Genomic DNA, 13,585 nt, shown 5'->3' with positions numbered 1-13,585 from the left:
CCTTTCTCCAAATTTAAAAATCTAAAATTGATATGAGTGGTTTAGTCACTGCAATTAACACTGGGATCGCAGCTTTCAGCGCTACCAACATTGATGATATGGTGCTGCTGACGCTGTTTTTCTCACAAGTAAATGCTAAGTTTCGCCGTTGGCATATTATTGCTGGTCAGTATCTAGGTTTTACAGCACTAATAGTCGCTAGTCTTCCCGGTTTCTTTGGCGGCTTGATTATCCCACGTCCTTGGATTGGTCTATTTGGTATAGTGCCAATAGTTATAGGAATCCGTTCTTTACTTAAACAGGAAGAAGACAATTCGGAGGCAGACGAGACAGAAATAAAGCAGTCTCATCACTCAGTTTTAACCAAATTTCTCAATATCCAAACTTACAGTGTGGCTGCTGTGACCTTTGCCAATGGTACAGATAACATCAGCATCTATGTTCCTTTATTTGCTAGTAGTACTGGGGAGAGCTTACTGATAATTTTAACGGTATTTTTTCTGTTAGTTGGATGCTTGTGCTACGCAGCATATAAATTAACCCATAACAGAGCGATCGCAGATGTTATGGCTCGCTACGGTAATAATATTATGCCTTTTGTTTTGATGGGATTAGGAGCTTTTATTTTGTTAGAAAGTGGGTCTTTGACTCTCGTAAATCTATTAAAGGGCGAATTGTTCTTACCTCCCTTATAATTCCAAGCAACAAAAATCATCGGCTGGCGCTGGAAGTATCAAAAAAATGAAATGTTATCTAAGCATCATATTTAGCTTTCATCCGCCTGCCAGAGAGTAATTATTTATTTATCATCTATATTAAAAATCTCATCACACATTCATATATATCTAAGACAGAGGTATGAAATTTGAATATCCTAGAATTTTCTTTACTAGTTTGGACAGGTTCATTTACTGCTGGCTTTTTAGGTGCATTAACTGGTTTAGGCGGCGGAGTTGTAATCGTTCCCTTATTAACTTCGGTATTTGGTGTTGATATTCGATACGCTGTTGGTGCTTCTCTAGTATCTGTAATTGCTACTTCCTTAGGTGCTGCGTCTACCTATATTAAAAAAGGCTACACCAATTTAAGGCTGGGAATGTTTTTGGAAGTAGCCACAACTTTAGGAGCTATAGTTGGTGCTTTATTAGCAACTGTTGTCTCTGTTAAAGCACTGACTATTGTGCTAGCGATCGTCCTCATTTATTCAGCATACCTTTCTCAAAGACCTAGAATCGAACATATTGAAGATGAACCAGCCGATCCTTTAGCAAACTATCTCAAACTCAATGGAACTTATCCAACTGCTGATGGACTGATATCTTACCAAGTTCATGCTGTTCCAGCAGGATTTAGCGTGATGGTAATAGCAGGCGTGCTTTCTGGTTTGCTTGGTATTGGTTCAGGGGGGTTTAAAGTATTAGCTATGGATCAAGCCATGCGTTTACCCTTCAAAGTTTCTACCACTACTAGCAATTTTATGATTGGTGTTACAGCCGCCGCATCAGCAGGAGTTTACCTAGCACGGGGTTACATCGATCCGGGTTTGTCAATGCCAGTAATGTTGGGAGTACTACCTGGTGCTTTTTTAGGTGCTAGAGTCCTTTTAGGAGCCAAAACCCAAACTTTGAGAATAATTTTTAGTCTTGTACTGGTAGTAATGGCTTTGAAGATGGTCTACAACAGTGTCATAGGAGGGCTGTAAAATGTATAAATTCAATTCGGTTTTTCAGTCACTCTCATCAACACGGGCAGAAAGTGAAATAGTCGCAATAGCTTTACCACAACAAGATTTAGGTTCTGATATCAAACAATTGCAAGAACAACAAGCCAATAAAAAGAATTTAACAAAAACATTAAGCGAGCAACAGCTAGAAACTTTACTTAGCAACCTCCTAAAATATGGGGTTTTGCTTGCTAGTACTGTGGTATTAATAGGGGGAATACTATACTTAATACGCCACGGTTCTGAGCCTGTTACCTATCAGTTTTTTCAAGGAGAGCCATCAGAATTTCGCTCACCAGTAGGCGTCATAAATGCAGTTTTATCAGGTAGCCGACGCGGCATTATCCAACTTGGACTGCTATTATTAATCGCTACCCCTGTTTTGCGTGTGGTAATTTCTTTATTGGCTTTTATATGGCGACGAGAGTTTATCTACATTGTTGTGACTTTGATAGTATTGGCTAGTTTAACTTATAGCCTTGTGGGAGCCTATTACTAATATTGTTAAAGTTAGCAGTCACGTGCAGAATTCATCCTTGAGTTTTGAAGTATAAGTAGGGTAGGTACTGTCCACCCTAAACTTAAGCTTCATTTATATAAAAACATTCATTTGGTTATATCAGAGATTTATTCATATATTACTACAGTAAAATTTTGCAATTCGCTTAAGAGCCAAATAAATAGTCATTAACAAATCCTGTACTTTGTTGAATTAGATTTGTTAGATAGGTTCTTAATAAATCCAGGGTCTCTACAGAAGTAGTTCCTGATAAAAGAGCAACCGCTAAACTTAACAAACCAATCAATAAAGCTAAAGTTCTGCCGAAACAACCTGGATTAATTTCAGCAAAACCCAGTTTAGTTTGCCCCAAAACAGCAATCAAAAGGAAAACAATTCCCACAATTAGAAAGACGTTAGTTGAAGGAAAATTTGTCATACTCTTTTAAACATTCATAATTTTGATTATAGCGATTATAAAATTTTTCACCCAACCCAAAAATCTGGTTCAGCCTACTGTATTCAGTAACTTGCTCATAGTTTATATCGTACTTTTTAGCACCAGTACTGATATAAATGTAAATACTAGTATATTTTTACACTATAAATTAAAGCAATTTACTAATTAAAATAGTCAAAATTTCAAATGGTATCAGTACTGTACTAGACTTTTTTTCGGCTTCTAGATTAAACTACACTAGACTGGTAGGATTAGTGTGTTTTTATGGAAAGCGTCCAAGAAGTTAGTCAAGAGTTGAGCTTAGCAGGGGAAAAACAGCCGGAGCAATTACAACAGGCTGCACCCCAGGAGTTAAAAAAAGGTATTTTAAAAAAGCTTAGAGGTGGTTTCTTCCTGGTACTTGGATATTTACTCTCACCGCTGTGTTGGTGGAATGACCTGTTATTTAATTTACCGATTGCTTACTTTTTTGGGTATATGTGTAGTTTACTATCACCCAAATTACTTCTACCTTGTTCAATTATAGGATATTGGCTATCTAACATCGTAGGTATTCTTTTAATGCAATTTGGGTCTGCGGATGTTTTTCAAAACGAAGCCAAAGAGCGTAATTTGAAAAAAGAGCTATTGACAGGTTTAGTTTCTTCAACTGTTTATACTCTTGTAATTATGGTATTGATACAGTTAAAAATACTTGATACTCCAGTTTTGTTCTCTAATGGTTAGCGATCGCTTTATCTAGAAAAAGCAAGATTAATTTTCGTAATCTTTAAAAAGTTCGCTCAAATTCCAAAATTTGGGCGTTTCCTTACCAACAATTAATGGTAGTTTGCCATTCCACTTTTCTATTGCTTGTCTTTGCAGTATTTCTGTGGTCAAACCGTCTCGCAGTAACCTTTGTACCTCAGCTTCTCCTTTTGCCAAATTCACTTTAGCCTCAGCTTCTTTTGCTGCTCTAATCGCTATAAATTCTGCTCGCTTTGCTTCTTGCTCAGCAACTTGTTTTGCCTCTACTGCTTCGCCAAATCGTTCTGAAAAATGAACATGAACTAAAGAAATATCGTCAACAGCAATGTGATAATTACCCAGTCGTGTACTCAATGCATTATCTACACTGCCTTTAACTTCCCCTCGTTTAGTAATAATTTCTTCAGCCGTATACTTAGCAATGATTGCTTTTAAAACTTCTTCTACTGCTGGATGAATAATACTTTTAACTACGTCTTTCTCATCTCCAATCTGTTGAAAAATGGCATTTGCTTCCTCAGGGATAATATGCCAATTGAGCGCTACATCAGTAAAAACATCTTGTAAATCTTTCGAGGATGCCTCAGCCGAAATTTCTTGATTTTGCACGCGAACGCTCAATTTTTTTACTGTGTTGACTACAGGAATAATTACGTGAATACCTTCTCCTAGTATTCTATTTTGCACTTTACCAAACTCCATTAAAACGCCGCGTTCACCAGCGTTAACAATTACAAAGGGTGTCAAAAATATAGTTATCAATATTAATAGTGCAGTTAATTTACCAGCACTATTGAAAGCTTTATATTGTTTCATAACTATCTTTAAAACCAAGGTAGAGCATATAAATACGGTAACTTGCTCGGAATACTAAAGTAATAATGTCTAGATACAAATATGTCATAATTGCACCTACCAAACAAGCCTTCTGAAGGTATACCAAAGATTGCAAAGCACTCTATTTAGCTAGAGTAGTCTGGGGAAAATGCGCTGTTAGTAGGGTTACCACAACTACCGTAGGGAACATTATTATGTTCTTACGAAATACCTATATCGCCTTTTTATTTAATTTGTAAAACCTTTGCCGGTTGGGCATTGTCTGCATATTCGGATTTTGGTGGGCATTGCCTACCCTACAGAATTACTAATTTTTCCCAATGATTTAGGCTTGCTATCCTACAGGAAATTAGAAATGGCTATTAATAATTTTGGAAAATATATTTAATCTATTTAATTAATCTTGTTGCCGATTAAACTCATCAACTGTTTATCCAATTCGATGAGATAATCTCTACCGTAGGCACCATTTTCTAAACTTGTAACTAGATGAATGGGAATGTCCTGTCTAATTTCTTCACTGCATGAACCAGCAGCTAGGGCAATTGTTGCGACTGTATCCACATCGCCGGTAAAGGCAATACAGTCTTGCAAGAGTTCGCTTATGCTGTCATTTCGGATAAGCGCTGTAATTGCTGCTCTAACGCTCATCCATCCTTTAGACTTAACTTTACCCTCCCACGCTTTAGACCATTCTCCAGATACATAGCTTTCGAGAAACTGTCCTAAATTTTGTTTTGGCCCTAGTCGGTAAATAAAATAATGGGACATCAGCGCCGCTGCAATGGCGGCGTTAATGCCATCGGGTGTGTTGTGGGTAATTGCTGCTTGAATGGTTGCGGCTTCTATCACCTTTTCGGGTGTGGAATAAATGCCAATTGGCCCTGCACGCATTGCAGCACCGCTTTTGTCACTGTCTGGGCGAATTTTTGCTAAAAACTCTTTTCCATGTTGAATATTTACGAGAAAATCGTAGAAACCACCAGCGTAGCCTTCTCTGCGATCGCGTTTAAAGCAGGTAACGAAACTATCAGCTAAGACTTGCGGTGTCCAAGGTGCTTGCGACACAATCACTTCGGCAATGGCAATGCTCATTTGCGTGTCGTCTGTATAGCTACATGGATTGAGTCGATGACGAGGATGTGTGACGTATCGACTCAAATCGTTATAAACGCTCATTTCGTCAGCGTATTCAAAGCCGGCTCCGTAGGCATCACCGATCGCTAATTCTATGAGCATATTGACCTTAAACTAAGAAAGGACGAGCCAACAAAAAGCTAGAAATCGTTTTAGCATCTACTGGTTCACCGTCTAGAAAAGCTTTCTCCAGTTCTTGCGGAGTGTAATAGAGGATTTCAATATCTTCATCCTCTTCTTTGGCTGGTGGTGTCTCTAACTCTTCTACATCTCGCGCGAGAAAAGCGTAGAGAATTTCATCCGAATAGCCAGGAGCTAAAAAAAACTCTCCTAACTTGTCCCACTTTTGGGCACGATAACCAGTTTCTTCTTGAAGTTCACGCTGCACCGTTTCTAGGGGATCTTCACCGGGTTCTACTGTACCCGCCGGAAATTCGATGATTCTGCCTTGAATTGCAAAACGGTACTGGCGCAGCAATATCAGCTTACCCTCTGCTGTTACGGGCACAGCTAGAGCACCACCTGGATGACGAATACATTCCCATTCTCCCTCCGCTTTGTTGGGTAACCGCAAGCGATTAACTTCAAAATTAAACTTGCGCCCTTTATAGAACAAGCGTTGTTTCAGCAGCTGTGGTAATTCTCTACCTAATGGCATAGTAAAATTATATTGTCTTTAGATACACAGGCAAACACTGAAGCTGGTTGTACAACTCAGAAGCTCTCTGCATTTATGGATGGTAATTTTAACTGCCCATCAATAAATGTACATCAGAACAGTTTACCTCTTTAACCAAATCTTTAATAACACATCCAGAAACTGGTTCTACCCAATCTGGGGCAATTTCTGTCAAGGGAACCAACACAAAAGCCCGCTCCCGCATTCGGGGATGGGGAATTTGCAGGGTTGGTGTATCTACAATTAAGTCATCATATAAGAGCAAATCTAAATCTAGGGTGCGGGGTCCCCAACGTTCTTGACGAACACGCCCAAATTTTTGTTCAATCGCTAATAAAGTTTCTAATAACAGCTGCGGTAGCATAAAGATTCTCACTATGACGCAGCCGTTTAAGTAATCTGGCTGTGGCGGACCTACGGCTTTAGTTTTATACCAATGAGACTTGGCTTCTAGAACAATACCTGGTGTTTTGGCTAAAGTTGCGATCGCTGCTTCTAAAATTTCCCTTGAATCTCCGATATTACTACCAAGCGCGATCGCAGCACGAACGCCTTTAGCGATCGCACCAGTTTTCAACATGCTGCTCGTCTTTGTGCCTGTACCTTGCGGCATAGTTTTAGTTTCTGAAGGCAGTATTTTGACTGCGAAATTTTAATAAAATTCTGTATTAATATTTACGGGATCAAATTTAAAGAATTCCAAAAAATCACTGTTTGATACTTAATTCTCTGGTTTATTTATGGGATATTATACTAACACAAAGGTGGTAAGCTAACCCCGAAACTACTGGTGGTTAGGTAACAACTACATTTGAGCGAGGAACTAAGGTGGGGAAACTAACCTCCTGGTTCAAGCAAGGATCAAGTGATTTAAGTGCATCTGACAAGGAGAAACCGCGATTGTCGCCTGGTAATCATCTCGAAAATGAAGAATCTGTCAATGAGAACTTACCACCAACAAAGCTGGGCAAAGGAAGGCAGGTACTAAGCCAGATGCAAAACGTCTCATCTGGAGTAATTGCCAAACTATCCAGTAGCGATAAACCGTTTTATCGTCGCCTTTGGTTCTGGGCAGGCTTAAGTCTAGGTGGTGGAATTATCGCCTTTAACTACGGCATTGGGACAATAGACCGCACATTGCCAGATAAAGCTGAATTGAACGCCGTTGTCCGAGAGCAAACATTAACCATTAAAGCTGCTGACGGTACTATCTTGCAACAGCAAGGAGAAGCAGCAAGAGAACAGCTAAAGCTGGAGCAAATACCAGAAAAGTTTAAAAAAGCTTTCATCGCCTCAGAAGATAGAAGATTTCAGCAACACAATGGAGTTGATCCTCAAGGAATAGTCAGAGCAGTTTGGAATAACTTGCGATCGCAAGATGTTGTTGAAGGTGGTAGCACGATTACTCAACAGCTAGCGCGAATTCTCTTCCTCAAACAAGAAAAGACAGTCTGGCGCAAGCTCAAAGAAGTCCGTCTGGCACAAAAGATGGAGCACGAATTGACCAAAGACCAGATTCTTGAGCGTTACTTAAATCTGGTGTATTTGGGATCTGGGGCTTATGGTGTAGCTGATGCTGCATGGGTATACTTCAGCAAATCAGTGGATCAACTGACCTTACCGGAAATGGCCACCATCGCCGGATTAGCGCCAGCCCCCAGTCTCTACTCCCCAGAGAGAAATCCAGAAGCTGCTAAAGCCAGGCGGAATTTGGTGTTGCAGCGGATGCAAGAAGATGGCGTAATTACAGCCGTTGAAAGAGAAGCAGCAACTCGGGAACCAGTAACCCTCAACAGTAGCTTACCTAAGCGCCTGCAAGTAGATTCACCCTACTTTACTACCTATGTTCAAAAAGAATTGCCCAAGTATGTTTCTCCTGATGTGTTAGCAGGCGGGGGTTTAGTAGTGGAAACTACCTTAAACCCAACTTGGCAGAAGTTTGCAGAAGAAGCAGTGGCGAAAACGCTAAGAAATCAAGGTCGCTGGGAAAATTTTAAACAAGCAGCAATGGTTGCCATTGACCCCCGTAATGGTGAAATTCAGGCAATGGTTGGGGGCAAAGACTTTGGGAAAAACCAGTTTAATCGCGTGACTCAAGCCCAACGTCAGCCAGGCTCGACATTTAAAGGATTTGTCTATGCCACCGCGATCGCTACTGGTAAGAGTCCCTATGACAGCTACTTAGATGCTCCCTTTGTCGTAGATGGCTATGAACCGAAAAACTACAGTGAAAACTTCCGGGGCTGGATGAGTATGCGAGATGCCCTCACCAGTTCGATTAATATCATTGCGGTGAAGACATTAATTGATGTGGGATTTGAGCCAACAATTAAACTTGCCCATGATATGGGAATTAAATCAGAACTCAAGCCTACCTATTCCTTAGCCCTTGGCTCGAATGAAGTGAATCTACTGGAGTTGACTAGCGCTTATGGTAGCTTTGCTACCCAAGGCTTACACACAGAAGTTCATGGTATTCGCCGTATCCTTAACCGCCAAGGACAAGTAATTTGGTCGGCTAATTTCGCTTCCAAGCGCGCCCTTGACGCTGATAGTACGGCTATCATGACCTGGATGCTACGTAACGTAGTAGAAGCGGGTACTGGTGCTGCTGCTCAATTAGATAATAGACCTGTAGCTGGGAAGACTGGCACCTCCGATGAAGCCCGCGATTTATGGTTTATTGGCTACATCCCCCAACTGGTGACAGGAGTTTGGCTAGGTAATGATGATAACCGCCCGACTTGGGGTAGTAGCGGTAGTGCTGCTTATACCTGGCATGAATTTATGGAAAAAGCCGTAAAAGATATGCCAGTAGAAAAGTTTCCTGCACGTCCTAAACTAGACGGTCGTAAAGGCACTATCAAGGCCCAACCTCTGAAGCCTAAACGAATTGTGAATAAGGCTGTTTCCTCTGGTGATGACGATGAGGATAACTCTAGCAATGAGGAGCGTCCATCTAGAAGACGTAGATATTATCAACAAGACCAGCAACAAGAAGAAACTCCAAGACGCCGCAGACGTTATTATCAACAGCAAGATGATGAAACAGGTTCATCTCGCAGACGGCGTCGGTATCGTAGCGAAGAAGTGAGCAACAACAGTGATTCTTCAGAATCTCGTCCCAGACGGCGCAGTCGGCGGGTAGAGTCTTCTGAATCTTCCTCGCCTCGCAGATATCGGAGGTCATCATCGTCCTCAGGTAATAGGTCATCTGGTTCCTCAAATTCCTCTTCAAGTCAACCTTCCTGGCGGGACAGGCTTAAACCATCCTCTTCGGAATGAGACTAATTATTTAAGTTGCTAGCTTGCGCATCTTTTAGTTTCCTTAGCTGTAGCTAAGGAAACTAAACAGTTGAATATCAACCGATATTCAACTGTTGATATTTAACTGTTCAAACTAGGGGGGGATGTTAGGTGCTACGCTCGTTTTATAGTCTGATAAGCAGTGTTACCTAGATTAGGAGAATATACTCATGCTTTTATTGATGCAAACAGCAGCACAAGCAGCAGATGCGCCGCATTTTCCTTTTGCCTTTACCTTAGTGTATGTTGTTGGTTTTATTGCTGCTGTCACCATTGGCTCGATCGCCTGGTACAACTCTAAGCGTCCCCCCGGTTGGGAAAGCAAAGAGCGTCCTGACTTTGTGCCCAAAGTTGAAAAAGAAGAGACTCCGGGTGTGGGTGAACCGAAGTCATAAGCAGTAATGAGTGCTGAGTTAAATTATCAAATTTTAAAATCATCAACAGGCGCGATAAACCGCGTCTGATTAACTCACAAATCATAAATCTCTGTTAGTTTTGAACTTCAACCCAACGCCGATAAAGCTTTTGAATTTGTTTGAGCAAAGCAGTGTGGGCTGATTGGGTTGACTCACTGGCCTTAGTAATCTCCTGTAATTTTGTCAGGAGTCTTGCTTCCTCTATCGCCACGTCGCCGTCGCTGTAAATTAAACCACTGATAGCTTCAATTAGGCTGACACAATCTTCAATGCTGGGGCGATCGCCTAAATATTCTTGCACCCAGCCATAGCATTCTTTTGGTTGTACAGGAACCAATTCGTACAACCACGGCTTAATCTCTGGATCGGTAGCTACACCTTTGGCTTGGGCTATTTCTCGGAGGTATTGCCGTTCTTCCGGCTGGATTACACCATCAATCCACGCCGCACCGATCAGGATTTTCACTAAGTTTTTCACATTGGAATCAGTAACCATGCTGCATCCTCTGGGAGATTTAAACCTCCATCAAATCGTACAATCCCAATCCAGTATTCACCCGGAATCATTAGTTTTTCTTAAGCGAACCATAAAAAAGCCATCCATATTCTGACGATGGGGCCAAACTTTGCACCAACCTTGTGGAGTGGAATAGCCAACAAGAGGCGAATCAACGCTAGGAGGCTCTATTTGCCAATTAGGGAATTGAGTTAAAAACTCTGAAATCACCTCTTCATTTTCTGCTGGATGCAGCGTACAAGTGGCGTAGACGAGTACTCCACCTGGTTTAACAAAAGTTGAGGTATGTGAAAGTAATTCTTTTTGCAGCCGGGAAAGTTCTTGGACAGTTTCTGGTGTTTGTCGCCAACGCGCATCAGCATGGCGATGCAAAGTTCCCAAACCAGAGCATGGAGCATCTAGTAAAACGCGATCGGCGGTATTTTGAAATTCTAAGAATTGGCGACTGTCCCCAATACAAATTTGAATAGATTGTAAATTTAACCGTCGGGCATTTTCTTGGAGTTTACGCAGCCTAGAGGGAGTGCGATCGCAAGCCCAAATCTTACCCTTATCCCCCATCAACTCAGCCATGTGAGTTGTTTTTCCCCCTGGTGCAGCGCACGCATCAATCACCACCTCACCTGGTTGGGGGTCAAGCAAATGGCTCACCATCTGAGCGCTACTATCCTGTACAACCCACCAACCTTCACTAAAACCCGGTAAATTTTGAATTGGGCCACTGTTGCTAATTAATCTTAAAGCTTGCGGCAAGTTGGGAAGGCGTTTCACTAACACATCAGCCGATTGCAACGCTGCTTCAACTATATCTATAGAAGTGCGAAGCGGGTTGATTCGCAAGTCAATTGTTGGTGATTGATTCATCCATTCACACAACTGTTCTGTTTCAGCAAAACTCAGTTGTTCTAACCATACTTGAATAATCCAGTCAGGAAAGCTGTGTAAAATACCCAAGCGTTCCACAGGATTTTCTGGGAGTTGCAAGGGGAGATGAGAAGAATTTCCCCGATCATTCTCTGCAACACGAATGGACTGTCGCAACAAACCATTCACAAAACCCGTAAGTCCAGAAAAGCCATTTTCTTTAGCTAGTTGGACTGTAGTATTAACAGCCGCAGAGGCGGGAATCCGTTCTTGATAGCATAGTTGGTATAAACCTAAATGCAGAATAGTACGGAGGTCTTTTGGTTGTTGGTGAGATTTCTTTTTGGCGAGTTGGTCAATCAAGGTGTCTAGGGTGCGTTGTCGCCTGACACTGCCATACACTAATTCTGTTACTAAACGGCGATCAATATCTTGTAATTTAACCTTTTGCAGCACTTTGTCTAGAGCAACATCAGCATAAGCCCCTTTGTGAACATCTCGCAGGGCAAGAAAAGCTATGTGACGGGGGTTTATCATGAAAATATTTAAATTATGGATTTCAGGATATATGAGGAATCCTATGTTTACATTCTGACAATATTTATAGTACTTATCTATAAACTTGCGCTTAATGATTACCTCACTCTTCCTTAGAGTTCTTGGCGATTCATTTATTAAATATTAAATTTCCAGGAATCATCAATTAATTATAAAAAATATTAAGTAATCTAGGCTAAGCATTGCCAGCCCTACAGGATGATTAATTATTTGCTTGCAAATAAGATAAGAGCAATACAAATTATCTGATTTTATCTAACTTTAAACTTATAAATCACAAATTTGGGAAGCATTGTTTAAATCAAATTCTGCAAAACTCATTAATTCTAAATAATCAGAGTTGCGCATCAATTCTTTTGCTAATAAAAACCCGGTAATTGTCCAGGTTTGATATCTCCTGGCTTCTTTACCAATTAATAATCCCCTCGTCCCATCGTAATATTGCGGCCATTGATCTTCACTAAGACGGGTTTGGGCAATTTCAATAGCGCGTTGAGCAAGACTTGTTCTACCTGTTTTTTGAGCAGCAGCAGTTAACAACCACAATAAGACTGGCCAACTGCCACCATTATGATACGACCAAGGTGGATTTTTGGGGTCACATCCTGTAAAAATTCTGTACTCTTCTTTTTCTATAGCAGGGAAACAGATTTTCATCGGCATTTCTGCCACTAAGTCTTGCCACTGTTCTTCAATCAAATTCATAATTGCTTGTGATTGGCGATCGCTAGCTAAAGAAGTCAAAATCGCCATCAAATTTCCAAGTGAAAAAAAGCGAGTATCTAGCTGCGAGGGACCAACATTACCAGCTAAATAACCACCGAGTTTTGGTAACCAAAGAGCCAACTTAGCATAAGCAATTGAATCTGCATATATATTGAACTGATTGACGGCTGTATGACCATATTCTTCACCTTTAAAGCGATAAATTGCATTCAGGCGATGCATATCTATCCAATAATGATTCCGAATATGATCTCGTAATACAGGTAAGCGATTATCAATACCTATAACAATCTCTTCATCGCCTGCACAAATTAGTAACTTGCGAGCAGCACGCAATGCCCCATAAAATAGAGCTTGAATTTCTAAAGGATAGCCGTAAATACCCAAACGCCGTTGAATCATACAAGCGCCATCTGGAACTAATAGCGTTGGGTACATATCAAATCGAGTCGCCAAGCAGAGTTCCATGATTAACACGATTCCCTGCTGAAACTCAGGTTGCAAGGCGAAATTTATATCTTTTGTGGCTTTGACATATGCATATAAAATAATAATCCACCAGAGGCAGGAATCAACTGGTGTAACTCTAGCGATCGCATGTTCGCCAAAATCTGCTTCTAAATATTCTTGCTCATTCGTTGATACCACTTTGAAGCTTGCTGGTATCAAACCTCGACCAGGGGTATAAGCATTTAAGAGATTTTCAGTTGGTTGTAATTTTAAAGTTTCTTCAAGGAAATTACGGACAATATCATATCTACCTTTGATCAGAAAAAGTAAGGCTGATGGTACAAAATCTCTGACAAAGCAATGATCGTAATTCAATGCTACTTCTGATGGCTCGCTAGCGGCGATTGTACCTATAGGGCGACCTTGATAGTAAATAATCGACTTTTCTAGTAGTTCCCATGCCTGTTTCTCTATCTCATCAAATATTACTAATTCCTCTCTTTCCATTACGAGAACCACTCCATCTTTCTTGGATTTTGGCAGTAAATGATACTTTTATTTTTCTTTGTTGATGTAATGCTTTTTCGCCGATTAATAAAGACAAAAATATATAGTCACTGAGCTTTTGCCACACTTTCTCCAGCGCTATAATTCATTGTCCATTCT

The 13,585-nt window shown here is 40.8% G+C and carries 14 protein-coding genes; 6 read left to right on the top strand and 8 right to left on the bottom strand.

Going from position 1 to position 13,585, the window contains the following annotated elements:
- Nucleotides 1-32 precede the first annotated feature (32 nt).
- The 3 genes from BV372_RS17715 to BV372_RS17705 all read left to right on the top strand — a co-directional run bounded on the left by BV372_RS17715 (nt 33) and on the right by BV372_RS17705 (nt 2,222).
- Nucleotides 33-695 (top strand): cadmium resistance transporter, encoded by a 663-nt coding sequence (locus BV372_RS17715; RefSeq protein ID WP_086687811.1) that lies wholly within the window; start codon nt 33-35, stop codon nt 693-695.
- A 170-nt stretch (nt 696-865) separates the two neighbouring features.
- A complete protein-coding gene (locus BV372_RS17710; protein WP_086687810.1) occupies nt 866-1,702 on the top strand; it encodes a sulfite exporter TauE/SafE family protein in 837 nt (278 codons plus the stop codon).
- Nucleotide 1,703: 1 nt separating this feature from the next.
- Nucleotides 1,704-2,222: a DUF1634 domain-containing protein gene (locus tag BV372_RS17705; RefSeq protein WP_086687809.1), complete on the top strand. Its 519-nt coding sequence runs from the start codon at nt 1,704-1,706 to the stop codon at nt 2,220-2,222.
- Between the two features lie 166 nt (nt 2,223-2,388).
- Here BV372_RS17705 and BV372_RS17700 read toward each other — a convergent pair whose 3' ends face one another.
- A complete protein-coding gene (locus BV372_RS17700) occupies nt 2,389-2,607 on the bottom strand; it encodes a hypothetical protein (protein WP_256973294.1) in 219 nt (72 codons plus the stop codon).
- 339 nt (nt 2,608-2,946) lie between these two features.
- Here BV372_RS17700 and BV372_RS17695 point away from each other — a divergent pair, with 339 nt between their 5' ends.
- Entirely contained in the window at nt 2,947-3,408 is a 462-nt protein-coding gene (locus BV372_RS17695) for a hypothetical protein (protein ID WP_086687807.1), read from the top strand.
- A 27-nt stretch (nt 3,409-3,435) separates the two neighbouring features.
- On the opposite strand, the gene BV372_RS17690 is transcribed toward BV372_RS17695, so the two are convergent.
- The 4 genes from BV372_RS17690 to folK form a co-directional block, all read right to left on the bottom strand.
- Nucleotides 3,436-4,245 (bottom strand): prohibitin family protein, encoded by an 810-nt coding sequence (locus BV372_RS17690; protein ID WP_086687806.1) that lies wholly within the window; start codon nt 4,243-4,245, stop codon nt 3,436-3,438.
- Nucleotides 4,246-4,659: 414 nt separating this feature from the next.
- Nucleotides 4,660-5,505: an ADP-ribosylglycohydrolase family protein gene (locus BV372_RS17685; protein WP_086687805.1), complete on the bottom strand. Its 846-nt coding sequence runs from the start codon at nt 5,503-5,505 to the stop codon at nt 4,660-4,662.
- A gap of 7 nt (nt 5,506-5,512) precedes the next feature.
- Entirely contained in the window at nt 5,513-6,061 is a 549-nt protein-coding gene (locus BV372_RS17680) for an NUDIX hydrolase (RefSeq protein WP_086687804.1), read from the bottom strand.
- Between the two features lie 88 nt (nt 6,062-6,149).
- Entirely contained in the window at nt 6,150-6,662 is a 513-nt protein-coding gene (gene folK / locus BV372_RS17675; RefSeq protein WP_086687838.1) for a 2-amino-4-hydroxy-6-hydroxymethyldihydropteridine diphosphokinase, read from the bottom strand.
- 248 nt (nt 6,663-6,910) lie between these two features.
- Here folK and BV372_RS17670 point away from each other — a divergent pair, with 248 nt between their 5' ends.
- Nucleotides 6,911-9,367, top strand: a complete 2,457-nt coding sequence (locus BV372_RS17670) for a transglycosylase domain-containing protein (protein ID WP_086687803.1) — start codon at nt 6,911-6,913, stop codon at nt 9,365-9,367.
- A 191-nt stretch (nt 9,368-9,558) separates the two neighbouring features.
- Nucleotides 9,559-9,783: a photosystem II assembly protein Psb35 gene (gene psb35 / locus BV372_RS17665; protein WP_086687802.1), complete on the top strand. Its 225-nt coding sequence runs from the start codon at nt 9,559-9,561 to the stop codon at nt 9,781-9,783.
- 94 nt (nt 9,784-9,877) lie between these two features.
- On the opposite strand, the gene BV372_RS17660 is transcribed toward psb35, so the two are convergent.
- The 3 genes from BV372_RS17660 to BV372_RS17650 all read right to left on the bottom strand — a co-directional run bounded on the left by BV372_RS17660 (nt 9,878) and on the right by BV372_RS17650 (nt 13,426).
- Nucleotides 9,878-10,300: a TerB family tellurite resistance protein gene (locus BV372_RS17660; protein WP_086687801.1), complete on the bottom strand. Its 423-nt coding sequence runs from the start codon at nt 10,298-10,300 to the stop codon at nt 9,878-9,880.
- Between the two features lie 57 nt (nt 10,301-10,357).
- Nucleotides 10,358-11,722, bottom strand: a complete 1,365-nt coding sequence (locus BV372_RS17655; protein ID WP_086687800.1) for a 16S rRNA (cytosine(967)-C(5))-methyltransferase — start codon at nt 11,720-11,722, stop codon at nt 10,358-10,360.
- Between the two features lie 288 nt (nt 11,723-12,010).
- Entirely contained in the window at nt 12,011-13,426 is a 1,416-nt protein-coding gene (locus BV372_RS17650) for a glycoside hydrolase 100 family protein (RefSeq protein ID WP_086687799.1), read from the bottom strand.
- Nucleotides 13,427-13,585: the final 159 nt, after the last annotated feature.

It is taken from the genome of Nostoc sp. T09, assembly GCF_002154695.1.
In the GTDB taxonomy this organism is placed as follows: domain Bacteria; phylum Cyanobacteriota; class Cyanobacteriia; order Cyanobacteriales; family Nostocaceae; genus Aulosira.
This window is presented reverse-complemented; position numbering and strand designations above follow the sequence as displayed.